The organism is Arthrobacter caoxuetaonis (assembly GCF_023921125.1).
Classification (GTDB): domain Bacteria; phylum Actinomycetota; class Actinomycetes; order Actinomycetales; family Micrococcaceae; genus Arthrobacter_B; species Arthrobacter_B caoxuetaonis.
Window position 1 is genome coordinate 3,337,213 of sequence record NZ_CP099466.1, and the last position, 26,590, is coordinate 3,363,802.

The window sequence follows — 26,590 nt, forward strand, 5'->3', positions numbered from 1 at the left end:
CCATGGCCGCCGGGATAGAGGCGCATCCCCGGGACACAGGACCCGGCAGGAAAACGTCCGCGAAGGGAACCGGAAAGCGCTCCTCCGGCCGGGACAATCCCTCCGGCCGGACCCAGGCGGAACGCCGCCTGGCACGGAAGATGGTGGCACCGGCGCTGACCGTCATGGCGCTGGTGGCAGCCTTCCCGATCGCCTACGCGATCTGGCTGTCGATGAACCAGTACAGCCTGCGCCAGTCCGGGCTCTCGCGGTTCGTGGGGCTGGGCAACTACATCAGCGCGCTCACCAGCGGGGAATGGTGGACGGCGATGGGCCAGACGTTCATTTTCACCGCGTTCTCGGTGAGCCTGGAGATCGTCCTGGGAATTGGCCTGGCCCTGCTGCTGAACATGGCGTTCCGCGGGAGGGCGCTGCTGCGGACGGTGGTGCTGGTTCCCTATGCGGTCCTCACGGTGGTCTCGGCCATCACCTGGCGCACCATGTTCGAACCCAACCTGGGCCTGGTGACCACCGTCCTGGATGCCCTCGGCCTGCCCGGCGGGGACGTGGTGTGGCTGGGTGAACCCGGCTATGCCATGGCCGTCATTGTGCTGGCCGATGTCTGGAAGACCGCACCGTTCGTTGCCCTGCTGGTCCTTGCCGGGCTGCAGGTCATTCCCGGGGACGTGTACGAAGCGGCCGAACTGGACGGGGCCGGGAAGTGGAAGACCTTCCTGAACATCACCCTGCCCCTGCTGAAACCGGCGATCGTGCTGGCGGCGATCTTCCGGACCCTGGACGCACTGCGGGTCTTCGACCTGCCGTTCGTCCTGACCCGCGGCGCCAACGGCACCGAGTCCATGTCGATGCTGGCCTACCGCGAGCTGCGGGAAAACCGGCTGGTCGGTGAAGGCTCTGCCCTGTCCATCCTCACGTTCATCACGGTCATGGTGGTCTCCCTGATCTACATCCGATTCGCCGGTGGCAACATCCGTGCGGTAGCCGAGGAGAAAGAATGAGCACGGCACAGGAAACGGCAGCAGCGCCGGCAGCAGCACGCCCCCGTCCTGCCGGGAAGGCACGCAGGCCGCGGAACGCCGGGCCCGGGCCGTTCGTCTGGCTGGTGGTGGTCGCCGTGATGGCGTTCTCCCTGGTTCCCTTCTACTGGCTGCTCAACACGTCGCTGAAGGCCGGCAGTGCCCTCAGCTCCGGGGAACTTTTCCCCAGCGCCCCCACACTCGCGAACTACCTGACCGTGTTCCAGGACGGCGACTTCCTGCTCTCCATCCGGAACTCGGTCATCATCGCGGTGAGTGCGACTGCCATTGCCATGGTGTTCGCGTCCTTCGCCGCGTACGCCCTGGCGCGGCTGAGGATGCGGCGCAAGGCGTTCCTGCTGGCGCTGATCCTTTCGGTCACTACCTTCCCCGCCATCGCCATCGCGGCTCCGCTGTTCTCCATCTGGACCCAAATCGGCCTGTACGACACCCTGCTGGGCATCATCATTCCCAAGCTGACCTTCGCCCTGCCCCTGGCCATCTACACCCTGACCTCCTTCTTCCGGGAGATCCCGCGTGAGCTGGAGGAGTCCGCCTATATGGACGGCGCTTCGCCCTTCCAGGCTTTCTACCGGGTGATCCTGCCGCTGGCGGTGCCGGGCCTGGCGACCACCGCGATCCTGGTCTTTATTTCCGTGTGGAACGAGTTCCTCCTGCCGGTCACCCTGACGTCCTCCCCGGAGGCACGGCCGGTTCCGGTGGCCATTGCGTTCTTCAGCGGAACCAGTGAGTTCGACCAGCCGCTGGGCACCATCAGCGCCGCTTCGATCATCATCACGATCCCGCTGGTGATCCTGGTGCTGGTCTGCCAGAAACGGATCGTCTCCGGGCTTACCGCCGGCGCGGTCAAGGGATAGAACATCAACTGCAACACAGGAGGACAGCCCGTGAGCCACGCGCCAACCAACGGCACCCATGAACCGCCCCTGAAAGTTGGGGTGATCGGGCTCGGCTGGGCAGGGCAGCAGCACCTCGACGCGTACTCCCGTGCCCCCGGCGTGGAGGTCGTTGCCCTGGCCGGACTGGAGGAGGGCCTTCGCCGCGAGCTGCAGGAACAGCACGGTGTGCCTCACGCCTTCGCCGACTGGCAGGACCTGGTGGCGCTGGATGAACTGGACGCGGTCAGCGTTGCCGTGCCCACTTTCCTCCACGCCCCGATCGCCGTTGCGGCCCTGGACCGCGGGCTGCATGTCCTGAGCGAGAAACCGCTGGCCCGGAATGCCGTGGAAGGACAGGACATGGTCGACGCCGCCCGGCGGGCAGGGCGGGTGCTCGACGTCGCGTTCAACCACCGCAGGCGCGGAGACATCAGCACCCTGCGCCGCATCATTAAAGCCGGGGACCTGGGACGGCCGTACTACGCGAAGGCATCGTGGCTGCGCCGGGCCGGGATTCCCATGCTCGGCAGCTGGTTCACCAACCGGGAAATGTCCGGCGGCGGGCCCCTGGTTGACCTGGGCGTCCACGTCCTGGACTACGCCCTCCACCTGCTCGGTGAACCCAAGGTCCTGTCCGTTTCCGCGGCAACCTACTCCGAACTGGGACCCCACGGCCGCGGCGGCGACGAACGGTATTCGGCCATGGCAACCCAGTCGGCATTCGAAGTGGAGGACTTTGCCAGCGCGTTCGTCCGGCTGGAAGGAGGAGGGACCCTGGTGCTCGAAGCCGGCTGGGCCGCCTACCGGGAACAGGATGACCTGCTGGACTTCCAGGTCTACGGGACTGAGGGCGGCGCACGGCTGCATGCACTGGGAGCGTCCAAGAATCCCGTGGCTGACCTGCGGGTGTTTGCTGAGAAGGACGGCCGCAATGCCGACTGGTCACCCGAGGTGAAGGCCGGCGCCGGCCACCAGGCTGTCATCGATGATTTCCTGGCTGCCGTGCGGGGCGGTCCCGAGGTGTGGGGCGCCCATGACGGGTCCCTGGCGCTGAGCCGGGCACGGGTCATCGATGCCTGTTACCGCTCTGCCGCCGAACAGCGGGAGGTGGATGTCTGATGCAGTCCCCTGAAACCCCGGACCAGTTTGAGGACAAGCTGCGGGTGCTGGTCTGGAACGAAGGTGTTCATGAGGCCAGCAACCAGCCCGCCTCCATGGCCGAGGACTATCCTGCCGGGATCCACGGCGCGGTGGCGGACTTCCTTGCAGGCTTCTTCCCGGGATCTGAGGTGTCCACCGCCGTCCTGGCTGATCCCGGGCACGGACTCGACGAGGAGAGGCTTGCCGCCACGGACGTCCTCCTCTGGTGGGGGCACAAAGCCCACGATGAAGTCTCCAACGAGGTCGTTGAGCGGGTGCACCGGCATGTCCTGGGCGGCATGGGCCTGATCGTCCTGCACTCCGGGCATTTCTCGAAGATCTTCACCAAACTGATGGGCACCACCTGCTCGCTTCAGTGGCGGAACGACGGCGAACGCGAGCTGGTCTGGACCGTTAAGCCCTCCCACCCGATCGCGGACGGCGTGCCCAATCCCCTTCATCTGGAGCGCAGCGAAATGTACGGGGAGCTCTTCGACGTTCCCGAACCGGATGACCTGGTGTTCATCAGCAACTTCGAGGGCGGAGAGGTGTTCCGCTCAGGCCTGACCTTCACCCGCGGCCACGGACGGATCTTCTACTTCAGCCCCGGCGACCAGGACTATCCGATCTACCACCACCCCGGCATCCAGCGGGTCATTGCCAACGCCGTCCGCTGGGCCGCGCAACCTGAACGGGAGCGCGCCCAGCCGGAGGTCGGAAACCCCATGCGGCGCTGGACCTAAGTCCGGCAACCGGCGTCGTTAGTCCCCGGTGCCGAACGCGGCATCGAAGGAGGCCGACGGCGCCGGGTAGTCGAATGCGCGCAGCGTCTCCAGCGCTTCGGGCGCGCCGTGCAGGCGGTCCATGGACGCGTCTTCCCACTCCACGGAGATCGGACCGTCATAGCCGATCGCGGCCAGGGCCCGGAAGCTCGCTTCCCAGGGGACACTCCCCCGTCCGGCGGAGACGAAGTCCCAGCCGCGCCGCGGGTCGCCCCAGGGCAGGTGGGAACCAAGCACGGTCCGCTGTCCGCTGAGGTTCAGGAGCGTGTCCTTGCAATCCACGTGGTAGATCCGGTCCTTGAAGTCATGGATGAAGCCCACGGGATCGATGCCCTGCCACATGAAGTGGCTGGGATCCCAGTTCAGCCCGAAGGCCGGCCGGTGGTCTATCGCTTCCAGAGTGCGCTTGGTAGTCCAGTAGTCGTACGCGATTTCCGAGGGGTGGACCTCGTGGGCAAACCGGACGCCGCATTCGTCGAAGACGTCCAGGATGGGATTCCAGCGGTCCGCGAAGTCCTGGTAGCCGGCGTCGATCACACTCTGCGGGACCGGCGGGAACATGGCCACGTACTGCCAGATGGAGGAGCCGGTGAAGCCGACCACGGTGTTCACGCCGAGGGCACGCGCCAACCGTGCCGTGTTCTTCATGTCCTCGGCTGCCCGCTGCCGCACGCCTTCCGGGTCGCCGTCGCCCCAGACCCGCGAACCGACGATTGCCTTGTGGCGGAAGTCGATGGGGTCGTCACAGATGGCCTGGCCCTTGAGGTGGTTGGAGATGGTCCAGACCTTGAGGTTGTACTTCTCCAGCAGTTCGAGTTTTCCGGCGACGTAATCCTCGTCGTCCCAGCGCCAGGCGTCGAGGTGGTCTCCGGCGACGGTGATCTCCAGGCCGTCATAGCCCCAGGAGGAGGCCAGCCGGGCGACTTCCTCGAGCGGAAGGTCCGCCCACTGTCCGGTAAAAAGGGTGAAATTTCGTGCCATGGAATTTCTCCTCGGTGTTGGGCCGGACAGCTGTGTCCGGGCCTGGTCAGCTTTCGGTTTTGGTCCAGGTACTCTCGTTGGCGGCGCTGCGTTCGACTCCGCTGAGGACCTTCTGCACCTGCAGTCCGTCGGCGAAGGACGGTTCCGGCTGGCGCCCTTCGGCGATGGCTTCCACGAAGTCCCTCACCTGGTGTGTGAAGCCGTGTTCATAGCCCAGCATGTGTCCGGTGGGCCACCACGCTGACATGTACGGATGTTCGGGTTCGGTGACCATGATGTCCGTGAATCCCAGGCGGGTGGCCGGAGCCCCCGCGTCGTAGAAGCCCAGGGAGTTCATCTTTTCCAGGTCGAAGCTGACGGCGCCGAGCGAGCCGGCAACCTCCACCCGAAGGGCGTTCTTCCGGCCGGTAGACATGCGGGTCGCTTCGAAGGAGCCGATTGCGCCGCCGTCGAACCGGCTGTGAAAGAGGGCCAGATCGTCCACGGTGACCGGACCCCTTTCCTCGGTTCCCGTCCCGGCCAGCCCCGAAGCCTCTCCCAACAGGGGACGTTCATGGACAAAGGTATTGAGCGTGCCGCTGACCGCGGTGATCTTCTGGCCGGTGATGAACTGCGCCAGGTCGACGGCGTGGGCGCCCAGATCGCCCAGCGCTCCGGAACCGGCGGCGTCCTTCTGCAGCCGCCAGGTCAGCGGAGCTTCGGGGTCAACCAACCAGTCCTGGAGGTAGACGGCGCGTACCTGCCGGATCTCGCCGATGGCGCCGGACTGCACAAGGTCCCTGGCGAAGGATGCCGCCGGCACCCTCCGGTAGGTGAAGCCAACCATGGCCTTGCCGGCCGCGCCGTCGGCGGCCGCCGCCATGGCTTCTGCCTCGTCCAGGGTGTTGGCCAGCGGCTTCTCGCAGAGCACGTGTTTTCCGGCTTCGAGGGCTGCGACGGCGATCTCGGCATGGGATGCGCCGGGGGTGACGATGTCTACGACGTCGATGTCATCGCGGGCCACGGCCGCCCGCCAGTCGGTCTCCGTCTGCTCCCACCCCCATTTGCGTGCTGCGGCTTCCGTCCGAGCGGCATCGCGCCCCACAAGCAGGGTCATCTCGGGTTGTGCAGAAAGGTCAAAAAACCGAGGCGCAACCCGCCATCCCTGTGAATGGGCAGCACCCATGAATCCATGGCCGATCATGGCAACTCTCAGGGGTGATACGTCGTTCAGCATGATTCCTCTTCCGGAGGTTGGAAAACTCAGCGGCAGCGGGACGCCCGAATCCCGATCGGGCGTCCCGCGCGGGTACTAGGACTCGAAGGCGGTCGGCAGGTACTGCTCGACGTTCTCCTGGGTGACTACCGGAGCGTTCAGGACAATGCGCTTCGGGACCTCGACCTCTACCAGGTCGCTCATCGCCTTTTCCTGCGCGATCAGCCGGGCCAGGCGGATTCCGTCCGCCGCCTGGGTGGAGGGGTAGATCACCGTGGCTTCCAGGACGCTTTCACCGGACTGGATCTCCCGCATGGCGTTGGCCGATCCGGCACCGCCGACCATAAAGAACTCGTCACGGCCGGCATTGTCGATCGCCGCCAGCACGCCGATGCCCTGATCGTCATCGTGGTTCCAGATGGCATCGATCTTCGGGGCTGCGGAGAGCAGCTGTGACGTGGTCGCTTCCCCGCCCGCTATTGTGAAGTCCGCTGCCACCCGGTTGCTGACCTCCAGGCCACAGGATTCGAGGGCGTCCGCGAAGCCCTGGCTGCGGTCCTGGGTCAGCGGCAGGGAGTCGACTCCGGCGATTTCCGCAATGACGGCGTCGTTATTCCCGCCGAGCTTCTCGCAGATATAGTTTCCGGCGCTGACGCCCATGCCGTAGTTATCTCCCAGCACGGTGGCCCGGGCTGCGGTAGGACTGGAGAACTCACGGTCCACGTTTATCACCGGGATCCCGGCCTCGGTGGCCTGGGTCGCCACCTGGGTCAGCGCAGCGCCGTCGGTCGGCAGCAGCACAATGGCATCAACGCCGTCGTTGATGAACTGTTCCACCTGGCTGATCTGCAGGTTGGCATCGTTGGTGCCTTCCGCAACCCGCAGCTCGACGTCCGGAAGATCCTCCGCTGCGGCGAGGGCGGCACTGTTGATGGCGCCAAGCCATCCGTGGTCTGCTGCCGGGCCTGAGAAGCCGATGACAACCGTATCGCCCTCGGCCTCGTTGCCCTCAACCGAGGCATTCGAGGGCTGGCTGTCTCCGCCCTCATCCCCGGGCGTGCACCCCGTGACCAGGGCGCCCACTGCAAGGAAGGCGCCGACGGGGATGAGCATTTTCCGTTTCTTAAGAACTGCAGGCATCTGGTTCTCCTCATTGAGTAAGTGCGTCTTCGCCAGGAACATGACCACCACTGAAAGCCGCAACTTTGCGTGATTCGCATCACAATAACAGAAGATTGAAAATAATCGACGACCTTATACCGACCACCGACATAATGTGTTAGGTTCCTCACATGTTCGATGAAGATCAGCCCCCTTTGCTCGAGGTGCGCGGCCTCTCGAAGCAGTTCGGCACTGTCCAGGTACTCAAGGGTGTGAACCTGCAGGTGCGGCCCGGAGAGGTCCATTGCGTGATGGGCCAAAACGGCGCCGGCAAGTCCACCCTGATCAAGGCCCTCTCCGGGGTGCATGAGCCGGACGGCGGGGTGATCCTCTGGGAGGGCCAGGAAGTCACCCTCCCCCATCCCACCGAAGCACTGGCCCTGGGCATCGCGACCATGTACCAGGAGCTGGACGTCGTGGACGGCCTCACGGTGACGGAGAACATCTTCCTGGGACACGAGAACGCGAGCGGAGGGATCCTGCGTGTCAGGAAGGCCCACGCACTAACCCGGGCTCTGCTGAAGCGGCTCGGGCACAGCAGGCTCTCTCCCTCAGCCGAGGTCGGATCCCTGTCCGCTGCCAACAAGCAGATTGTCAGCCTGGCGCGGGCACTGTCCCGCGACACCAAGCTCATCATCATGGACGAACCCAGCGCCATCCTCGATTCCGGTGAAGTGGCGAATCTCTTCCGCGTTATCCGGGAGCTCACCGCGCAGGGCATCGCCGTGGTCTATATCTCCCACCGGCTCGAGGAGATACGCCAGATTGGTGACCGGATTACCGTACTTAAGGACGGCAAGAGCACCGCCAGCGGCCTCAAGGTCACGGAAACTTCGCGGTCGGAGCTGGTCCGGCTGATGACCGGGCGGGACGTGGAGAACGTCTTCCCGCCAAGGCATCCCCTTTCCCCGGATGCCCCGGTAGTACTCGACGTCGAAGACCTCGAGCTGCAGGGAGAGTTCCGGAAAGTCAGTTTCCAAATCAAGGCAGGAGAGATCCTGGGCTTCGCAGGGCTGGTCGGGTCCAAGCGTTCAGAGATCCTGGAAACCATCTCCGGAGTACGGAAACCTACCTCCGGCAGGATCTCAGTCAACGGCAAACGGCTCCGACCCGGCTCCGTGCCCGCCGCAGTCAAAGCGGGAATCGGACTGTCCCCGGAAGAACGGAAAAGCCAGGGACTCCTCCTGGATGAGCCCCTGTTCAAGAACGTCACACTGTCCACCTTCGAACGGTTTGCGCGCGGCGGCTACCTCAATGAAAAGGCCGAACGGGAGGCCGCACGGGACCAGATCACCGCGCTGGAACTGCGGCCGGCCGATCCCGACCGGACCACCCGCACCCTTTCGGGCGGCAACCAGCAAAAGATCCTGCTGGCCCGCTGGGTTGTCCACGGCACCCCGGTACTGCTGCTCGATGAACCGACCAGGGGCGTCGACGTCGGTGCCCGTGCCGAAATCTACAGCCTGATCCGGAAGCTCGCGGCGGACGGAACAGCCATCATCGTCGTCTCCAGCGAGATCGAAGAGGTGCTGGGACTCGCTGACAAAGTACTCGTCATCGATGACGGCAACGTCCTGGCCGAAACCAACCCAAGCGACATTGACGAGCATGGCGTGCTCGATCTCATCATGAAGGGAAGTGCCGCGTGAGCGAGCCAAACACCACGGTCGCTGATCCGACCAACACCCCGCCCGGCAGCAGCGATGCCAGGAACAATCCGCTGAAAAATGCCTTGGGCGGTTCAGCGGGACGCAGCCTCGGCCTGGTCCTCGCGCTGGGCCTGCTGGTCGCCGTGGGCGCGATCACGAGCGGCGACCGGTTCCTGAACGTGGAGAACCTGCTCACCATCCTGCGGTACGCCTCCATCATTGGCGTCATCAGCATTGGCGTCACCTTTGTCATTACGGCCGGCGGAATCGACCTTTCCGTGGGTTCGGTCCTGGGCCTGGCAACGGTGGTTGCCAGCCTGACCAGCGTCCAGCTCGCAGCGACCCAGTCTTCCTGGCTGCTGATGGTCCTGGTGGCCCTGGCCGTCGGCGCGGGAGTCGGCCTGCTCAACGGCGTGGTGATCGCCTACGGAAACGTTGTTGCATTCATCGCCACGCTGGCCACGCTGGTGGGTGCGCGCGGGCTTGCGGAACTTATTTCCGGCCGCAGCACGCAAATCGTCACCAACCGGGACTTCCTCAAGGTCATGCGGGGAGAATTCCTCGGCATTCCCGTTCTTGTGTGGATCTTCATGCTGGCCGCGGCAGTGGGCTGGTTCGTGCTGAACCGCACCACATTTGGCCGCAGGACCGTAGCCATTGGCGGGAACCGGGAAGCATCCCGGCTGGCAGGCATCAAGGTCAAGCGGCACCTGGTGGCGCTGTACGTGCTCTCCGGGTTTGCCGCCGGCATCGCAGCGGTCATGATGCTCGGCCGGACAACGGCAGGAACCTCAACCCACGGCCTGCTCTACGAACTCGACGCGATTGCCGCCGTCGTTGTGGGCGGAACCCTGCTTGCGGGCGGACGGGGAACGATCATGGGCACCGTCCTTGGCGTGCTCATCTTCAGCACCCTCACCAACATCTTTACCCAGAACAACCTGGACACCTCCGTCCAGGCCATCGTCAAAGGCATGATCATCGTCGTCGCGGTCCTGCTGCAGCAGCGCTTCGCTTCCACGCGGCCGTCTAAACGGGGCGGCTAACCGTCCCGAGGCAGCGGCAGGCACGGCCGGGCATCACTGACGAAGCAGAGGGCGCATAGTGAAATTCCTTGACGCGGAGTACACCTTGGAAACCGATGCTGAGCTGGGACTGGTCGAAGACGTGCTGGACCATTTCTTTACGGATGCCAAGCTGCGGGCTGTCTCCGTCCATCCGGCCTACCTCAGCCTGTGGGAAGCGATCGAACGGAACGCAGCCGGCGGAAAACGCTTTCGTCCGCGCCTGCTCATGCTCGCTTACCGCCAACTGGGCGGACCCGAGCCCGCTGCGGCGGCCAGGCTCGGCGCGGTCTATGAACTCCTCCACAACGCGTTCCTCATCCATGACGATGTGATTGACCGGGACACCACGAGGCACGGGGTTCCCAATGTCTCGGGGCACTACGCCAACAAGGCCAGGCGTGCGGGCGCGTCCGCGGAGGCCGCACAGCACGCCGGCATGGCTGCCGGACTGCTGGCTGGGGACCTGTCCCTGGCCGGGGCCTACCGCCTCCACGAAGCGGTTGAAGCGAGCGGGGAGGTGCGTCAGCAGCTGAACCGCATACTGGACCACGCCGTGTTCTCTTCCATCGGGGGCGAACTCCTTGATACTGAGTTCGCCCGGGCGGTTCAGATGCCCTCCCCCGAGGAGGTTCGGACGGTGGCCCGCCGGAAGACCGCTGTCTACTCCTTTGAGGCACCGCTTCAAGCCGGCGCCGTGCTGGCAGGGGCCACAGCCTCCGTTGCCGCAAGACTCGCTGCCTTCGGACGGGATGCCGGAATTGCCTACCAGATTGCCGATGACGTTCGCGGGACATTCGGTGACGAAGCGGACACGGGGAAGACAAACATCGGAGACCTCCGGGAAGGCAAACGGACCGTCCTGCTCTCCTATGCAGCCACTAAGCCGCAGTGGAAAGAGATTTCACAGCTTGTGGGATCAGGGGAACTGACGGCCGCAGAGGCTGGACGGATCCGTCACCTGCTGGCGGAGTGCGGGGCACGGGAGCACGCTGTCCATCTGGCATCCGAACATGCACACGCCGCAGTGAAACAACTTGGGGAAGAGATTCCCGCTGGGCTTGCCGAGAGCTTGGAAAGACTCTTGTATTCCCTCATTGCCGAGCTCCACTCCGTCTGATCCCGCTTTCCGCGGGTGATGCTCCGGAGCACGTTTACTATGGGAAACTAGTCCGGTTCTGGCCCGTCCGCCAGAAGGACCTACTACGGGGGAAGAATATGTCTGCCACCGCCCGCACGCATCCGGGCAGCAACCGGGATTCGAGCCGCCAGCACAACCTCTCCACCGTCCTGCGGCTCGTGCACTCCACGGCTGGCATATCCCGTGCCCAGCTCACCCGGACAACCGGGCTCAACCGGTCCACGATCGCAGCACTGGTCGCCGAGCTTTCCCAGCTGGGCCTGGCAGTGGAGAGCGACTTGGATACGGCACAGCTGCACGGCCGTCCGAGCATCAAGATCGACCCCAGCCCCGCCGCACTGGCCCTGGTTGTCAACCCGGACGTCGACGTCGTAAGCGTGGCCCTGGTTTCCCTGGGCGGCCACATAGTTAACACTGTCCGGTTCCACACGGTCCGGGCACCGTCCGGCGTTGAGGTGGTCAACATCGTGACCGCCGTCTATTCGGGCATGCGTACTTCCCTTCCCGCAGGTCACCGGGTCATGGGCGTGGGCCTGGCAATCCCCGGGCTCGTGCGGCCCGACGACGGAACGGTCATCGAAGCGCCCCACCTGGGCTGGCAGGACGAGCCGCTGAGCTCCCGTCTTGGGGAAGCGCTGGGACTGCCGGTGTTCACAGCGAACGACGCCGTTGTGGGGGCCCGCGCCCAGGCCGCGTTTGGTGCCGGGCGGGGCGTGGCCGACCTGGTGTATCTCTACGGCGGTGCCAGCGGCATCGGCGGGGGTGTCATCAGTGACGGACGCCTGATCCGGGGGGCGGCAGGGTTTGCCGGGCAGCTGGGCCACACGCACGTACGTACCGGCGGCACCTCCTGTACCTGCGGTTCCTCCGGCTGCCTGGAAGCCGAGGTCACCCGGGCTGCCCTGATCGAGGCAGTTGGACTGCCCTCCGGGGAAATCGAAAACCTTGAGGAAGTCCTCCTGGAGAAGCTTCAGGACGGGTCCGCCAACGATAAGCTCCGCGCCGTCATCGCCCACCAGATCGGTTTGCTGGCCGTGGGACTGAAAACGGTGATGAGCCTCCTCAACCCCTCGGTTATTGTCCTGGGCGGGTTCCTCCGCATCCTGGTGCGCGCGGCACCCGGCGCTTTGGAGGAAGCCCTCGCGGACTGCGGAACCCGTGGACCCTGGAAAGACGTGAGAATCGAACTTGCCCCGCTGGGGGACGACCCCATCCTCATAGGTGCCGCGGAGCTGGTTTTTGAGCCGCTTCTCTCAGACCCGGCAGGTTTCCTCCAACGGCCTGCCGACGAATAGGGATTCATGGAGAAGGACCCTGTGCCGGTCTCCCCGCACAGGGTCCTTTCCTTTTGCTCGTTCCTAGCTGGACGGAACCAGTACTACTTCCGCAGTTCCGGTCAGCGGATCTGTGCCGGCGTCGCCGTCATCGGTGTAGGAAGCACTGAATACGCCCGACAGGTTGTCGGTGGCGGGATCATGCCCTCCAGGCACCGTGGTGGTAATGCTGCCGGTGCATCCGGTTGTGGTTGTCTGCGGGTGACCGTGGCTGTCGTGGCCCAGGATATAGGTGACCTGGACACGCGAGCAGTCAACCGGCTGGTCATCCGTCACGCGCACTTCGTAGCTGACCGTGTCACCGAACTGGAAGGTCTGGCCGGCCACCGGAGTCACGAACTCCACCACCGGAGCCTGGTTGCCCACTTCAATAAAGACCTCCGCGGAGGAGGACTTGCCCCGGTGCTTGCCGCCCTGGTCGGTCACCCGGAGGCTGGCCGTATAGGTCCCGATTTGTTCATAGGTGAACGTGGGGTTCGGCAGCCGCGAGTCCACCCTTCCGTCGGAGTTGAAGTCCCATTCGTAGCGCAGCCTGTCCCCGTCGGCGTCGGTTGTGCCGGCGCTGGAGAACCGGACCGTCAGCGGTGACAAGCCCACAGTGGGAGTGCCGGATGCCACAGCAACCGGAGTGTGGTTCCCGCCCTGGCCAATGAAATCAATGCGGGACAGCTGGGCATCCGGGTTCTCGCCAAAGTACCCGTCGCCGTATTCCAGAACGTAGAGCGCACCGTTGGGCCCGAACTCCATATCCATGGGGTTGTCCACGATGAGTGAATCGACAACATTTTCGATGGAAACCAGCTGGCCCTTCTTCATGGTCATGGCCTTGATGTAGTCACGGGTCCATTCGTACAGGAAGGACTTTCCGTTGTAGTACTCAGGCCAGGCCACGGGCGCCTTGCCCTTGGTTGCCTTCTTGTCGAAGTGGTAAACCGGACCGGCCATCGGGCCGATTCCCCCGGTCTCGAGTTCCGGGAATTCCGCCGAGGGGCCGTAGGAGTACCAGGCCTCGGGCTGGGCCACCGGAGGCAGTTCCCGCATGCCCGTGTTGTTGGGCGACTCATTGACGGGCGCTGCACAGTTGAAGGTCTCGCCGGAGGTGCCGGTGGCGAAATCGTAGTCCACGTAAGGGAGCTCAGCGGTGGCACAGTAGGGCCACCCGTAGTTGGACGGTTCAGTGACAACAGCCCATTTGCCTGTTCCTGCCGGCCCGCGGAGCGGATTGGCAGCACCTGCGTCGGGAGAATAGTCCCCGAGGAACAACTCGCCGGTCTTCCGGTTCAGTTCAATGCGGAAGGGGTTGCGCAGTCCCATCACGTAGATCTCGGGACGCGTGAGTGGTGTCCCCGGAGCGAAGAGGTTCCCCCTGGGAATGGTGTAGCCGCCGTCTTTGGTGGGGGTTATCCGAAGGACCTTGCCGCGGAGATCATTTGTGTTGGCCGAGGAACGCTGTGCATCAAACACCGGGTTGCTGTCAGGGCGTTCGTCGATGGGAGTGTAGCCGTCGGAGGAGAAGGGATTGGTGTCATCGCCGGTGGACAGGTAAAGGTTGCCCTTGGCGTCGAAAACAATGTCTCCACCGACGTGGCAGCACATGCCGCGGTCCACGGGCACTTGCAGCATCCGCTGTTCGCTGTTCATGTCCACAGTGCTTCCATCGAACTTGAACCGTGAGAGCTGGAGGTAGCCCTTGAAGGGCTCAAAGTCTGCGGCTGTACCCGTGGCTGGGGCATCGCCTTCGTTAACGCCCGGTGTAGCGGGGTCATCGATCGGCGTGTCCAGGGGCGGGGAGTAGTACATGTAGACCCAGTTGTTGCCCTTTTTGCCGAAGTTCGGGTCAATGGCGATGCTTTGCAGGCCCTCTTCGTCGTGCTCGTACACGTCGACTGTTGCCGCCAGGGTATTCAGCCCCGTTTCCGCATCGTTTAGCCAGACCTCGCCCTGACGGGTCGTGTGCAGCACGTCGCTGTTGGGCAGCACGGCAAGGTCAACCGGTTCGCCCGGGTTGTCGTTGAGTGTTACTTTCTGGAATGCCGAGTCATGCGGAGCCAGTTGGGGCACTCCGGGCTTCGGTTTAGCCTGCGCCGGAACTGCCGCGAGGGATACGGTCATCAGCGCGGCCAATGCAAGTGCTGCACCGGCCCGCCGTGAACGCCTGGCTGAGGTTTTGGCATCCGCCTGATGCCCGGGTGATTGCGCTAACCCGCGTCTTTTGACTGTCATCGCTCTCTCTCTTCTCGCCATTGAGGACCCGGACCAGTCGGTGTCAGGTCAGATAGAACGCTAATTGAGGCCTTGGGGAACCGCTAGTGGTTTGAAAAAACAAAGCCCCCCTATCTAAAAACTTTTTTGGACTCCTGCGAAATAGAGGCGCACAGAGATGGCCCCACGGGGGCTTGCAGGGCCCGTTAGTATTTTGTTGTTCAAGAAACAAAAGTCAGGTGAGGGTCACTCCGGAAGCCCCTGGGTCTGCAGGACGAGCGACTTCACCGCCGCTGCCGGAATCGGTTTTCCGACGCGGATCAGTTCTTCGGCAAACGGAGGCATCGCCGGCTCGGAGGAGATAACCAGCGGAGTGCTTTCCCGGGATCCGGGAAGCCTGCCGTGGGTACCACGCACGTGGCTGGCGTCGAGGGGCACCGTGCTCATGGCGTAGCGCAGTCCCGCCTTTTTTCGCACCAGGTTCAGGCCGGCCTTGGCCTTTGCCAGTTTGTCCGCAGGGTTGAAGAAGAGTTCGCTCGGGTCGTACCCGGGCTTTCTGTGGATATCCACCCCGCGGGCGTACTCGGGCGCACGGGAGTCATCGAGCCAGAAATAGTAGGTGAACCATGCTCCGGGTTCGGCAATCACCACAAGCTCGCCGGACCGCTCGTGGTCCAGTCCGTACTTCGCCTGGGCGCTCCGATCCAGTACTTCGTCAACTCCCCTGGTTTCCCTGAGTATTTCCGCTGTCCGGGCGACGTCGGCGGGGTCAGCAACGTAGACATGCGCCACCTGGTGGTCTGCAACTGCAAAGGCCCGGGATGTCCAGGTATCCAGTTGCTCCTTCCCGTCCTGCACATAGACCTCCAGCAGGCCTTCCCGGCGCAGGACACGGTTGATGTCCACCGGCAGGTTCGCCTCTTCAATGCCGTACTCCGCTACGGCAATTACCGCGTAGCCGCGGGACTGGGCCTCCTGCAGCAGCGGAACCAGCGCGGCGTCGAGTTCGGCAGCTGCGCCGGCTGCCCGCGGATGGCTGGGCCCAAAGCGCTGCAGATCGTAATCGAGGTGCGGCAGGTACGCCATGAGGAGCTCAGGCGCCTGCGTCCGCATGATGTGTCTTGTCGACTCGGCAATCCATTGCGTCGAGGCAATGGCCGCTGTCGGTCCCCAGTATTGGAACAGCGGAAACTCACCGAATCTGGACACCAGCTCATCATGCAGTTCCGGGGGACGGATGTACGCGTCGGGCGATTTCCTGCCGTCTGCGTGGTAGATCGGCCGGGGAGTCACCGTCAGGTCCGTCGACATGCCCATCGCGTACCACCAGCAGACGTTGCCCGCACGGTAGTCCGGTTCCTTGCGGCGGGCGCTCTCCCAGATCTTCTCTCCGCTGACCAGCTTGTTGTGCTGGCGCCAGAGGAACACCTCACCCAGTTCACGGAAATACCAGCCGTTGCCAACAATCCCGTGTTCAGACGGCGGCAGGCCGGTGAGCATGGTGGACTGGACAGTGCAGGTGACAGCCGGAAGGACGGTGGCCAGTTCCGAAGACCAGCCGGCAGCAGCGAGTTTGGACAAGTTGGGCATATCCCGCAGCGACTGTCCCGTGAGTCCCACGATGTCGAGCAGCAGTACCGGTTTCAAGGCTCTCCTTAGGTGTTGGGCAACGCTCCGGTGTCAGGACGGAGCGGGAGCCAGCAGGTGGGATTCCGCCCAGGCGATCTCCCCGGCTATCCCTTCGACGAGGTCGGTGTGTCTTCCGGGCAGGACGCTCCAGGTGTAGGTCTCTATGTCCAAGTGCACGTCCCGGGCATACGGCAGCGTGCTGACTTCAGCCACAGCGGCTTCGAGTACATCCGCCGTCGTCTCCAGTGGCTGCGCCGGTACCAAGTGCAGCGGCATGTGGAAATGGACTCGCCAAGGGCCCCTGCCCGGCAGCTCGCCCAGGGCTTGCGGCAGGTCATCTGCCGTCAGGACGGTTCCATCGCTTTCCAGTTCCCGGACCTGGTGAAGGTACCGAGGTTCCGCGAAGGCTTCGAGCGCACGGCGGGCGGCCGGTCCCGAGGGCCCGGCTACGTGCAATGCGGCCGACGCCTGGACCTTCACGATTCGCAGGCCTGCTGCGCCGACACCGCGAACTGCCGCAGCCGGGTCCGCAAAAGATACGGCCAGATGGCAGGTGTCTATGCACAGGCCGATGAAATCGGGATCGATGCCCCTGGGAATTCCTGCTGCCAGCCAGGCTGTAACATCCGAGACCGTGTCCAGAACGCACCCCGGCTCCGGCTCCACCGCTATCCGGACCGTCTTCCCGGTGCACTCCTTGAGCGTTCTCAGGGCTGCGGACAGCGCCGCGAACGCAACGGTGGCCGCCTCGTCGTCGTCGTTCGTCCATGGATCACGCCAGGCCAACGGCAGCGTGGAGATAGACCCGGGAACGCCGTCGGGAAGCAGTGCGGCGAGGACGTTGGCGCAGTCCAGCGTGTACTGGAGCCGCTCGCGCTGAGCCCAGGTGGGGAGGTAGACGTCTGTCTTGACCACGTCGTTGTGGAACCCGCCGTAAGGAAAGGCATTAAGGGTATGGATTTGCAGCCCCTGCTCGGACAGGACCTCCCGAAGCAGCGCCAGGTCGGCATCACTGCCCGCCAAACGGCTTGCCAGCACTGCAGGCAGCCACAGCCCCACGCCCAGGACTTCCAGCCCGGTGCGGCGGCGGATCGGACCGGCGTATTCGCGGAGCTGCCGGATTACCCCGTCAAGGTCTTCGGCCGGATGCACGTTGGTGCAGTAGGAAAGCTGCATCAGGCCCGGACCCCCCGCAGCAGCGAGTTGCCTTCGAAGGTGGCTCCGGCTCCCCCGAGTTCCTCCCCGTCGAAGCCGGGGATCGGGTCCAGGATCAACGCACCGCTTTGACCGTAGAAGTCCACCGGATTCTGCCAAAGGACACGGTCGACGTCGTCCGCCGAGAAACCGCCCGTGAGCATGGCCTTCGCTGTGCTCACCGTCTTGAGCGGATCGGATTTGCCCCAGTCTGCAGCGGAGTTGACCAGGACTTTCTCGGTTCCGTACTCGTGGAGGATTGCGACCAGGCGTTCCTCGTCCATTTTTGTATCCGGGTAAATGGAGAACCCCATCCAGGCACCTGCGTCCTTCACCATGGCAACGTTCGTCTCGTTGAGGTGGTCCACTACCACCATGGACGGGTCAACGCGCGACTCCCGGACAATGTCCAGGGTCCGCTGCGTGCCGCGGAGCTTCTCCCGGTGCGGGGTGTGCACCAGCGCCGGGAGGCTGAATTCGGCGGCCAGCTCCAACTGCCGGCTGAATGCCCTGTCCTCGGCCGGCGTCATGGAATCAAAGCCAATCTCTCCCACGGCGACTACGCCTTCTTTGCCCAGGTACCGCGGAATCTCCTCCAGCACGGGCACGCATCTGGGATCGTTGGCTTCCTTGGGGTTCAGGGCGATGGTTGCGTGGTGCCGGATTCCGTACTGCGCTGCCCGGAACCGTTCCCAGCCCAGCAGGGCATCAAAGTAGTCGATGAAGGATCCGACGCTGGTCCGCGGCTGGCCCAGCCAGAAGGCCGGCTCAACCAGTGCCCGCACTCCGGCTTCATACATTGCGGCGTAGTCGTCGGTCGTGCGGCTGGTCATATGGATGTGCGGGTCGAAGATTCGCATGGCTAGGACTCCTTCAGGGAGGTGGTGGGGCTGGCTTCGGTGCGCAGCAGGAGGCCGACGTCGTCCGGCACTGGACGTCCCGCTGCCTGCCGTTCGGCAGCGAAATCGGCGGCCATGCGCGCCAGTTCGTCGTCGGCCCGGTCGTTGAGGTCGGTCACGGCGGCAAGGCTGACCCCCATGAAAATGAGTTTCAGGACGGCGTGCCGCCAGTTGTGCTGGTCAAGGTGGGCGGCAGCGAAGGGTCCGGCGGCGGCTGCAACCAGTCCGGTCTCGTTGGTCCGGAGCGCCTCCGCCGTCATCTGCAGACCCGCCGCGACCACCGGAGCCGGAAGATCAGGCTCATGGATGGCAAGGGAGCCGAGCCCCCTGAGCACGCCGCGCCGCTCCGCGGAGTCTCCCCCGCTGTAGAGCGAAAGCAGCGTCTCTGCCAGCTGCCCGGGAGAAAGGAACCCCGCCAACCGCCGAAGGAGCTCACCGCGGGCGTAGTCGCTCCTGTTGCCGTGGAGGACCGCCGTCGGATCAGTGGCAGGATGCAGCGGACTGCGGCCAACGCTGCGGCCGGCTGCCGCGAAGACTGCGGGCAGGGCGGCGGGGTCCGCGGCGATCCGGGCCACCGCCTGCTGCAGCCACTGTTCCGCCACACGTTCTGCCTGCACGTCCTGCCAGGCAGACTGCAGCGCAGCCATGCTCCGGACAGCCAGTCCCGGCGCATCAAAGGAATGCCGGGGAAGTTCGACGGCGGCCACTCCGCGGTAATCCAGTTCCGTGAGAGTGGCCAGGGCCAGCGGAACGTCGACTTCTCCCTCGCCGAACGGAAGGTGCTCATGGGCAACGGACCGCATGTCATCGAGCTGGACGTTGGCCAGCAGCGGTCCGGCGTCCATCAGTGCGCCCCGCACTCCGCCCGGTTCCACTACTACGCAGTGTCCTATGTCCACGGTCAGCCGGAGACCTTCCGGATCGCCGAGCCGGGACCGAAGCTCAAGCGCGTCAGCGACCGTCTCCACGAACATGCCGGGTTCCGGTTCAAGTGCGAGCAGGACACCCTTCTCCGAGGCATGGCCCAGCACCTGGGCCACCCGTGTTTCCAGCCGGTGCCAGCCCGTCTCAGGACTGGTGCCGAGCGGCAGTATGCCGGAGAAAAAGGAGACGCATTCGGCGTTCAGCGCCGCTGCGATATCTACCGCCCGGTGCAGGAAGTCGACCCGGACTGCGGCTTCTTCGTCCACAAGGGCCGGCCGGTGCTTTTCCCGGGGGTTGAGGAGGAACCGGGTACCGGTTTCGATGACCACCCGAAGATCGAGTTCCTCGAGCCGGCTGCGCAGCGTGCTGAGACGGGCCTCCAGGTCCGGGGCGAACGGGTCCAGGTGCGGATGGCCGAGGGTCATGGCCACAGCGCCGTAGCCGAATTCGTGCAGCAGCTCCAGCACCTCCGGCAACGGATGGTCCGTGAAACCGTTGGTGCCGTAGCCGATGCTGAACGGCGGTGCGGACGGTGCGGTGGTCATGACTCGCTCACTCTCCTGCCCCTGGGACGGGAACGGATGATCCGGCCAATAATGTCGACACCGATCAGCGCACCTGCAGCCGCCGGGTGTCCGTGACGCACCGCGAGCGCCGCCTGAAGCGGTACCATCGCGCGGATGCCTGCTTTGGTTGCGCTCAGGGCGTTGCCGGCAGCCGGGTTGCGCGCTGCCCGTATCTGGGCGGGTGCGCATCTCAGGGCATAGGCAGCCGCGGCGCCGAGGACCGCGAGCGTCTTGGCCGGCGGCCCGGCGGATCCTGCGGCGACTAACGCCGCCAGGACACCCGTGGTTACTGCGGCGCCGGAAGCGGTGGCGGCGTCCGTGCCGTTGACCTCACCCCGGGACAGGAGGGTCACGGCTGCCGTATGGCCCCCCATGATTCCTGCTGCCCCAAGCGCCGGCTTAATGTGCCCGGCCCCCGCTCCCATGAGGACATCAAGGGCCCGGCAGGTTCCCATTGACACGGCGCCCGGAAGGGCATGGTTCTTTGCCACCAGGTCATACGTCCAGATCGAGACCGCAAGCGGAACCCCCACGGCCAGGGCACCGCGCCCTCCGGCAGCCGCACACAGGCCAAGTCCCGCCGCCGTAAGGGCAGATGCCGCCGTGAGGGCGTTCCGGGCGCTGATCCGCCCGGAAGGAATGGGGCGCTCGGGACGCTCGACGGCGTCGAGGTCCCGGTCAGCGTAGTCATTCAGTGCCATTCCACCGGCGTACAGGCACGCGCTGGCCAGCGGCATCAGCGCGCGCCGCCCGGCCAGGGACCGCCCGGCGGCAGCGCCGCCCGCCACCGAATCACCCAGCACGGTCAGGACAGCGGGAGCCCTGACCAGCTCCAGGTAGTCTCCGGGCCGGCTCACTGCTTCTCCTTCCCCGCCCGGGACGAGATCCGGCTGCTGGCTTCCTGCGCCCACTGCACCAGGTTGTTCACCTGCTGCGCGAAGGAGTGTTCCGCGCTACCCCAGGGATCCTTGAAGAAGAAACCAAGGGCACCCACATGTCCTGTCTCTCCGGCCGCGTCTGCGAGCGCCATCAGGCGGGCGAGGTCCAGGATCATCGGAGCCGCCAGCATGGAGTCGTAGGCGGTCCAGGTTGTCTGGATGGTCAGCCGGGAGCCCAGGAACCCTTCCACGTGGATGTGGTCCCACGCCACCTTGGTCTCACCCAGGTCCGGCACGTTGTCAATGTGCAGCGGGGTGACTGCGCCTCCTGTGAGCTCCCGCAGCCCCCGGTTCTTCGACAGCAGCTTTCCGGAGACGGCCCGGCTGTCTGCCAGAGTGGCTCCGTCACCGCCGCCCAGCAGGTTGGTTCCGGCCCAGGACAGGACATGGAGACCGCGCGCAGCCAGTGCCGGAGCAAGCACCGACCGCAGCCAGGTCTGGCCCGTCTTGCCGTCCTGGCCTGCGGTGGGAACCTGGGCGGCTCCCGCGAGCTCATATAAGGCAGGAATGTTCAGGGCGACGGACGGAGTGAAGCAGATGTAGGGAGACCCTGCCAGGACTGCTGCGTAGGCCGCCACTGAGCTGGCTGGAAGCACTGACCGTGCCGGGTCCTCGAGGGCTTCCCGGAGGAGCCCGGAATCGCAGTATTCGTCGAGCTGGGCCGGCGGCGCTTCGGTGGAGGCGACGTCCACGACGATTACCCGCCGCAGCCCGTTGGTTTCCTTGAACGCCAGGATGTCTCCGGCCAGGCGCCTTACGGCCTCAGCCTGCGGTTCTGGTGCGCCGGCTGGATCGTACCCGGGACGCACCCGCCCGTCAGCCTCCTGCAGCTGGGCCCGGACCGATTCAAGCAAATGTGCCGGGACCATCCCCGCTTCAGCAAGTTTCTCTCCCCGCTTGAGAATTGAAACACCGCTGATGTCATGGCCGCCGACTACCAGGTCCGCGTAATCCGGGAGGCACACGCCGTCGAAGGCGTCCTGTTCGGTGACGCATCCCAGTGGTTTCACGAGCCGTGATGCGATGGCCGCAAGCCCAATCACCGCCGTCGTTGCCACTGACCCCCGTGCTCCGATAAGCCAGATGCCGGTGCGGCCGTAGCCGCCGTTCCCGTGAGCGGCACCGGGTGCGGCTTTCCCGCCCGGCTCAGCTTCCAGTCCCTCATGGGTGTCCCTGATCAAACTTCCTCCTCGAAGCTTACGAACCATCGGCGGGCTTAGCGCCTAACCCAGGAACTGAATCTTCGGGTGAGACGCCCGTCACAGGGAACCTAACATAGGTAATGTCAGGCAACAACGCACTTATGAGGTATTCCGATATATCCACGCTTGGCGGTACCGTCATTCAGTCGACCATTGACAATCCAGCGCGGGAGTTGCGTTCATTCCCGGCGCCTCCGGCTGGCGGAACGGACCGTCGGGGCGCACCAAACCGAACCGGGTGGTCCCATGGCATGCGGAGTAGTTGACGTCAATAGTTCCGTCGCATTTTGTGCTGTAATGAGTCGGTGAGTGACATAAGTAACGTCAGCGGGCTGGCCTCCTCCGGAGCGAGCGAGCTCTTCCAGATCCTTCGCGACGGCAAACCCCGGACCCGGTCCGAGCTGGCCGAGCAGATGGGGCTGGCGCGCTCGACAGTCACCCTTCGGATCGAAGCACTCATGGACCTGGGGCTCGTGGGGTTCGTCCAGGATGCCGTGTCCACCGGCGGCCGCCCCTCGTCACGCATCGCCCTCAAGGCAGGCAGCCGGGTTGTCATGGGAGTGGACATCGGAGCGTCGCACCTCCAGGTGGCAGTTACGGACCTCACCGGCCATCTGCTGTCCCAGTCCGCCCGGACCATGGAGATCACCCTGGGGCCGGAAACCGTCCTCGAAGCCGTGGTGGAAATAGGCTCCGAGCTGCTCGCTGCCACCGGGCGGTCAACCGAAGACCTCCTGGCGGTGGGCATCGGCCTGCCGGGCCCGGTGGAACACAGCACCGGACGGCCCATTAATCCGCCCATCATGCCGGGCTGGAACGCCTACAACGTACCCGGATTCCTGCAGTCGCGGTTCCACGTCCCCGTTCTGGTAGATAACGACGTGAACATCATGGCCCTGGGCGAGCGCAATATGGCCTGGCCCGAGGTAGATGACCTGTTGTTCGTCAAGGTTGCCACCGGTATCGGCTCAGGCATCGTCTCGAGCGGAATGCTGCAGCGCGGGGCGGACGGAGTTGCCGGGGACATCGGGCACATCCGCGTACACGGCGGCACCGGAGTGCCGTGCCACTGCGGAAATACTGACTGCCTGGAAGCCATAGCGTCCGGGCCTGCCATCGCCGCCAAGCTGCGGCAGCGGGGCCTGGAGGCCAGCGGCAGCGAGGATGTCGTGGCACTGGTCCGCGCCGGAAACACGGAGGCCATCCACGCAGTCCGGCAGGCCGGGCGCGACGTTGGGGACGTCCTCTCCGCGTGCATCAGCCTCGTCAATCCCTCGGTGATTGTCATTGGTGGATCCATGGCACTGGCCGGTGAGCACTTTATTGCCGGAATCCGGGAGACGGTGTACTCCCGAACGATTCCCCTTGCCACCCAGCACCTGCAGATAGTGCATTCCAGCTCCGGCCTTGACGCCGGCGTGCTGGGGGCAAGCATGCTGGCCATTCACCATGCCATGTCCCCCCAGCGCATTGACGCCATGGTTTCCGGCCTGAGTAACGCCTAGCTGAACTTATCCCACCCTTGTCGGCGACTTTTGCTTGACAGACACCAAAAGCCCGCCATAGCCTCATGCGACGGACTCATTTCCAGTCACCGCTCGTGTTTCACACTCGCAGCCTTGCAACAGGATCGGCGGAGAGCAGGCATGCTTTCCTGACCAAACCCCTAAGGTACGCCTGGGCGCCTGGTAGTGGTTTCAGACAACAAAACGGACATATCTACCTAAATGCTGGTGCTGAATCAAATGTGGATAGCTCGCCGGCGACGATGAGCTATCCGTATCGGCCCAGTGAATTCCCCAGTGACCCGCACGTGTTTTCGCCAGTGCCGACGGAGGCGGCGGAAATGCGTCCAACGCTCAGGAAGGCAACAGTATGTGCTTCGGATTTGACGCAACAGGCGCACTAAACCGTTCTCTTGAAAAGAAGGGTGTTGACCGCCGCAATTTCATCCGCGGGGCATTGGCCGCTGGCGTCGGCGTTGGCCTCGCAGGTATGGGCGCTGCTCCTGCAGTGGCCCACAAAGGCAAGCCGGGCCACCATGGAAAGCCAGGCCACAAAGGCAACCGTCCGGTTCCCCCGGGACAGATCAGCATTCAGATGTACACCTTGCGCTCCATCATGAACGGTACGGAGATTGATAAGAATTTCGCCAGGCTGGCCCGCTACGGATACAACCGGGTGGAGCTGGCCGGGCTGTACGGACGCACTGCCAGGGAGATGAAGAGGACCCTGGACCGCGTGGGAATCCGGGCGACTTCCAGCCACGAGGGAATCAGCGCTACGCCGGAGGCCCTGCAGACCAAGATCTCCAATGCGCGCACCCTCGGCCAGAAGTACATGGTTGTTCCGTACCTCGCGTCAACCAACGCTGACGACTGGTACCGGTGGGCGGACCAGATGAATGCCGAAGCAGCCGTCGTGCGCCGGGCAGGCATCAAGTACGGCTACCACAACCATGCCCACGAGTTCACGACGGACCTGGGCGGCGGGCTCACTCCCTGGGACATCTTCACGAGCCGTCTTGATCCGAGGCTGGTCCATCTGGAAGTGGACCTGTACTGGGCAGTCACGGGCGGTGTCGGGGTAGGTGCTGCCGACCCCGTCCAGTTCGCTATCGACACGATCAGGGAGGCCCCGCAGGAGACCCTGCAGTACCACGTGAAGGACCGGGAAGCGAGCGGCGATTTCGCTGACCTGGGCGCCGGAACCATCGATTTCCGGCGTATCTTCAGGGCCCACCAGCCCAAGGAGTACATCGTCGAAAACGACCAGCCGGACGTCACTCCCCTGCAGACTGCAGAGGTGGGCTACCGGTACCTCCGCAAGATCCGTTTCTAGCACCGGCCAACAGCCGGTTGAGGGGCCGTCCCGAACAGGGGCGGCCCCTACCCGCTTAAGCCTGTTCCCGCCGACGTAAAGGTGCTCTGCTGGAAACACCCCACCGGCGAAGGAGAGCACCATGCGCGGCGTAGTAATGCATGCACCCGGAGATGTCCGCACCGAAGACCGGCCCGATCCCACCATCGAAGAACCCACCGACGCCGTCATCCGGCTGGCAGCGACCTGCATCTGCGGCTCGGATCTGTGGCCGTACCGGGGCGTGGAGAAAGTCCAGGACTCGGCCATGGGCCACGAGTACATCGGGGTGGTCGAGGAAGTCGGCGCCGAGGTGCGGACCGTCAAGCCCGGAGATTTCGTGGTCGGTTCCTTCTGGGCATCGGACAACACCTGCGTGATCTGCCGCGCCGGGTTCCAGAGCCGCTGCGTGAACGCCATCCCGATGGGAGCCATCGGCACCCAGGCGCAGTTGGCCCGGATTCCGCTGGCGGACGGCACCCTCGTGGCCACCCCCGGCACTCCCCCGTCGGACCTCATCCCCTCCCTCATGGCGGCCTCGGACGTGCTGGGCACCGGCTGGTTCGGCGCAACCGCGGCACAGGCCGGCCCGGGCAAAACCACCGTTGTGGTGGGCGACGGCGCCGTCGGGCTGATGGCGGTCCTGGCGGCACGGGAACTCGGCGCCGAGCGGATCATCGCCATGAGCCGCAACCCCCAACGCCAGGAACTCGCCCGCTACTTCGGCGCCACGGACATCCTGTCCCAGCGCGGCGACGAGGGCGTGGCCGCAGTGAAGGAACTCACCGACGGCGTGGGCGCGCACTCCGTTGTGGAGGCTGTGGGCACCCAGGAGTCGATGCTGCAGGCCATCCATTCCACCCGATCAGGCGGACACATGGGCTTTGTGGGCGTCACCTACGAAGTTGCCCTGCCGGGCATGGAACTGTTCTTTGCCGAAATCAACATGCTGGGCGGCCCGGCCCCGGTGCGGCGCTTCCTGCCGGACCTGATCCAGCGGATCTGGGACCGGGAAATCGACCCTGGCCGCGTGTTCGACCTGACCCTTCCATTGGAGGAGGCGGCGGAAGGCTACCGCGCCATGGATGAGCGCCGTGCTGTCAAAGTACTGCTGACGCCCTAACCTGAGTCTATGGACCCCCTGCTCCTCCAGCTCCCCTTCACCGGCCGCTGGACGGTACAGAACAGCCCTGCGAATCGGGTTCCCAGCCACGGGACCCACCTGTTCGGCACCACCTATGCGATCGACTTCGTCGCGGTCGATGAGCGCGGACGCTCCGCACCGCCGTCGTTCCGTGCGGCATTCGGCACCGAGCCGCCGGAGGATTTCACCGGGTTCGGCGTTCCGGTGCTCGCGCCGGCTGCGGGGGTTGTCACGGCAGTGCACGACGGCGAACCGGACCACGAGGCGCGCCGCTCACCTCTGTCCCTGGCCGGGTACGCACTTTCGCAGCGGGAGCGTGTCCGGCAGGGCCCCGCCGGGATCGCCGGAAACCATGTGGTGCTGGCGGTCGGTTCCGGGCCGGACCGGGCCTACATCCTGCTGGCCCACTTGCGGCGCGGTTCAACGGCCGTAGCTGTCGGGGACACCGTCCTTCCCGGGACGCAGGTCGGGAACTGCGGCAACTCCGGAAACAGCACCGAGCCGCACGTCCATGTGCAGGCCAGCGACTCCATGGACTGGGAACGGGCACACGGGCTGCCGCTCGCGTTCGCCCGCCCGGGCACCGGCGAGCCGTGGCTGCCCCGCAATCGGGAAATCTTCGACGCCGGCTGAGGGCAGATGGACGCTCCGCGCCGCCGGGCGACGTAGGC

Annotated in this window: 22 protein-coding genes; 12 read left to right on the forward strand and 10 right to left on the reverse strand. The window is 64.9% G+C overall.

The features are described from left to right. Positions 1-2 precede the first annotated feature (2 nt). Genes NF551_RS15500 through NF551_RS15515 form a run of 4 tightly spaced genes read left to right on the forward strand, consistent with a single transcriptional unit; the run spans position 3 to position 3,798 of the window. Positions 3-998: a carbohydrate ABC transporter permease gene (locus NF551_RS15500; protein WP_227895974.1), complete on the forward strand. Its 996-nt coding sequence runs from the start codon at positions 3-5 to the stop codon at positions 996-998. Continuing rightward, positions 995-1,894 (forward strand): carbohydrate ABC transporter permease, encoded by a 900-nt coding sequence (locus NF551_RS15505; protein WP_227895975.1) that lies wholly within the window; start codon positions 995-997, stop codon positions 1,892-1,894. Before NF551_RS15500 ends, NF551_RS15505 begins: the two co-directional genes overlap by 4 nt. 30 nt (positions 1,895-1,924) lie before the next feature. Continuing rightward, the gene (locus tag NF551_RS15510; protein ID WP_227895976.1) at positions 1,925-3,034 is read left to right on the forward strand and encodes a Gfo/Idh/MocA family protein; all 1,110 of its coding nucleotides are present in this window, start codon (positions 1,925-1,927) and stop codon (positions 3,032-3,034) included. Next, the gene (locus tag NF551_RS15515; RefSeq protein WP_227895977.1) at positions 3,034-3,798 is read left to right on the forward strand and encodes a ThuA domain-containing protein; all 765 of its coding nucleotides are present in this window, start codon (positions 3,034-3,036) and stop codon (positions 3,796-3,798) included. The genes NF551_RS15510 and NF551_RS15515 overlap by 1 nt, the downstream gene beginning before the upstream one ends. Positions 3,799-3,816: 18 nt before the next feature. Here NF551_RS15515 and NF551_RS15520 read toward each other — a convergent pair whose 3' ends face one another. From NF551_RS15520 to NF551_RS15530, 3 genes are all read right to left on the reverse strand, one after another. After that, the gene (locus NF551_RS15520; protein WP_227895978.1) at positions 3,817-4,818 is read right to left on the reverse strand and encodes a sugar phosphate isomerase/epimerase family protein; all 1,002 of its coding nucleotides are present in this window, start codon (positions 4,816-4,818) and stop codon (positions 3,817-3,819) included. A gap of 46 nt (positions 4,819-4,864) precedes the next feature. Beyond that, entirely contained in the window at positions 4,865-6,001 is a 1,137-nt protein-coding gene (locus NF551_RS15525; RefSeq protein ID WP_227896073.1) for a Gfo/Idh/MocA family protein, read from the reverse strand. A 108-nt stretch (positions 6,002-6,109) separates the two neighbouring features. Continuing rightward, positions 6,110-7,153 (reverse strand): substrate-binding domain-containing protein, encoded by a 1,044-nt coding sequence (locus tag NF551_RS15530; RefSeq protein ID WP_227895979.1) that lies wholly within the window; start codon positions 7,151-7,153, stop codon positions 6,110-6,112. A gap of 152 nt (positions 7,154-7,305) precedes the next feature. Here NF551_RS15530 and NF551_RS15535 point away from each other — a divergent pair, with 152 nt between their 5' ends. The 4 genes from NF551_RS15535 (at position 7,306) to NF551_RS15550 (ending at position 12,323) form a co-directional block, all read left to right on the forward strand. Then, complete coding sequence (locus tag NF551_RS15535) at positions 7,306-8,823, forward strand: sugar ABC transporter ATP-binding protein (RefSeq protein ID WP_227895980.1); 1,518 nt, start codon at positions 7,306-7,308, stop codon at positions 8,821-8,823. Continuing rightward, positions 8,820-9,869 carry an ABC transporter permease gene (locus NF551_RS15540; RefSeq protein ID WP_423721751.1) on the forward strand — a complete coding sequence of 350 codons (1,050 nt, stop codon included), beginning with the start codon at positions 8,820-8,822 and terminating at the stop codon, positions 9,867-9,869. The genes NF551_RS15535 and NF551_RS15540 overlap by 4 nt, the downstream gene beginning before the upstream one ends. Positions 9,870-9,927: 58 nt before the next feature. Further along, entirely contained in the window at positions 9,928-11,007 is a 1,080-nt protein-coding gene (locus tag NF551_RS15545) for a polyprenyl synthetase family protein (RefSeq protein ID WP_227895981.1), read from the forward strand. 98 nt (positions 11,008-11,105) lie between these two features. Next, on the forward strand, positions 11,106-12,323 hold the full coding sequence (locus NF551_RS15550; RefSeq protein WP_227895982.1) for an ROK family protein: 1,218 nt from the start codon (positions 11,106-11,108) through the stop codon (positions 12,321-12,323). Between the two features lie 63 nt (positions 12,324-12,386). Here the strand turns inward: NF551_RS15550 and NF551_RS15555 are convergent, their stop codons facing one another. From NF551_RS15555 to NF551_RS15585, 7 genes are all read right to left on the reverse strand, one after another. Then, entirely contained in the window at positions 12,387-14,474 is a 2,088-nt protein-coding gene (locus NF551_RS15555; RefSeq protein ID WP_227895983.1) for a PQQ-dependent sugar dehydrogenase, read from the reverse strand. A 336-nt stretch (positions 14,475-14,810) separates the two neighbouring features. Next, the gene (locus NF551_RS15560) at positions 14,811-16,211 is read right to left on the reverse strand and encodes an alkaline phosphatase family protein (protein ID WP_227895984.1); all 1,401 of its coding nucleotides are present in this window, start codon (positions 16,209-16,211) and stop codon (positions 14,811-14,813) included. 33 nt (positions 16,212-16,244) lie between these two features. Next, positions 16,245-17,369, reverse strand: coding sequence for a metabolite traffic protein EboE (gene eboE / locus NF551_RS15565; protein ID WP_227895985.1), 1,125 nt, complete (start codon positions 17,367-17,369; stop codon positions 16,245-16,247). After that, positions 17,369-18,247: a TatD family hydrolase gene (locus NF551_RS15570; protein ID WP_227895986.1), complete on the reverse strand. Its 879-nt coding sequence runs from the start codon at positions 18,245-18,247 to the stop codon at positions 17,369-17,371. Before NF551_RS15570 ends, eboE begins: the two co-directional genes overlap by 1 nt. 2 nt (positions 18,248-18,249) lie before the next feature. Continuing rightward, positions 18,250-19,755 carry an EboA domain-containing protein gene (locus tag NF551_RS15575; RefSeq protein WP_227895987.1) on the reverse strand — a complete coding sequence of 502 codons (1,506 nt, stop codon included), beginning with the start codon at positions 19,753-19,755 and terminating at the stop codon, positions 18,250-18,252. After that, a complete protein-coding gene (locus NF551_RS15580) occupies positions 19,752-20,633 on the reverse strand; it encodes an SCO3242 family prenyltransferase (protein WP_227895988.1) in 882 nt (293 codons plus the stop codon). The genes NF551_RS15575 and NF551_RS15580 overlap by 4 nt, the downstream gene beginning before the upstream one ends. After that, positions 20,630-21,895, reverse strand: a complete 1,266-nt coding sequence (locus tag NF551_RS15585; protein ID WP_227895989.1) for an inositol-3-phosphate synthase — start codon at positions 21,893-21,895, stop codon at positions 20,630-20,632. Before NF551_RS15585 ends, NF551_RS15580 begins: the two co-directional genes overlap by 4 nt. 326 nt (positions 21,896-22,221) lie before the next feature. Here NF551_RS15585 and NF551_RS15590 point away from each other — a divergent pair, with 326 nt between their 5' ends. From NF551_RS15590 to NF551_RS15605, 4 genes are all read left to right on the forward strand, one after another. Then, positions 22,222-23,421 carry an ROK family transcriptional regulator gene (locus NF551_RS15590; RefSeq protein WP_227895990.1) on the forward strand — a complete coding sequence of 400 codons (1,200 nt, stop codon included), beginning with the start codon at positions 22,222-22,224 and terminating at the stop codon, positions 23,419-23,421. Between the two features lie 490 nt (positions 23,422-23,911). Continuing rightward, complete coding sequence (locus NF551_RS15595) at positions 23,912-24,757, forward strand: sugar phosphate isomerase/epimerase family protein (protein WP_227895991.1); 846 nt, start codon at positions 23,912-23,914, stop codon at positions 24,755-24,757. Between the two features lie 121 nt (positions 24,758-24,878). Next, entirely contained in the window at positions 24,879-25,898 is a 1,020-nt protein-coding gene (locus NF551_RS15600; RefSeq protein ID WP_227895992.1) for a zinc-dependent alcohol dehydrogenase family protein, read from the forward strand. A gap of 9 nt (positions 25,899-25,907) precedes the next feature. Further along, entirely contained in the window at positions 25,908-26,552 is a 645-nt protein-coding gene (locus NF551_RS15605) for a M23 family metallopeptidase (protein ID WP_227895993.1), read from the forward strand. Positions 26,553-26,590: the final 38 nt, after the last annotated feature.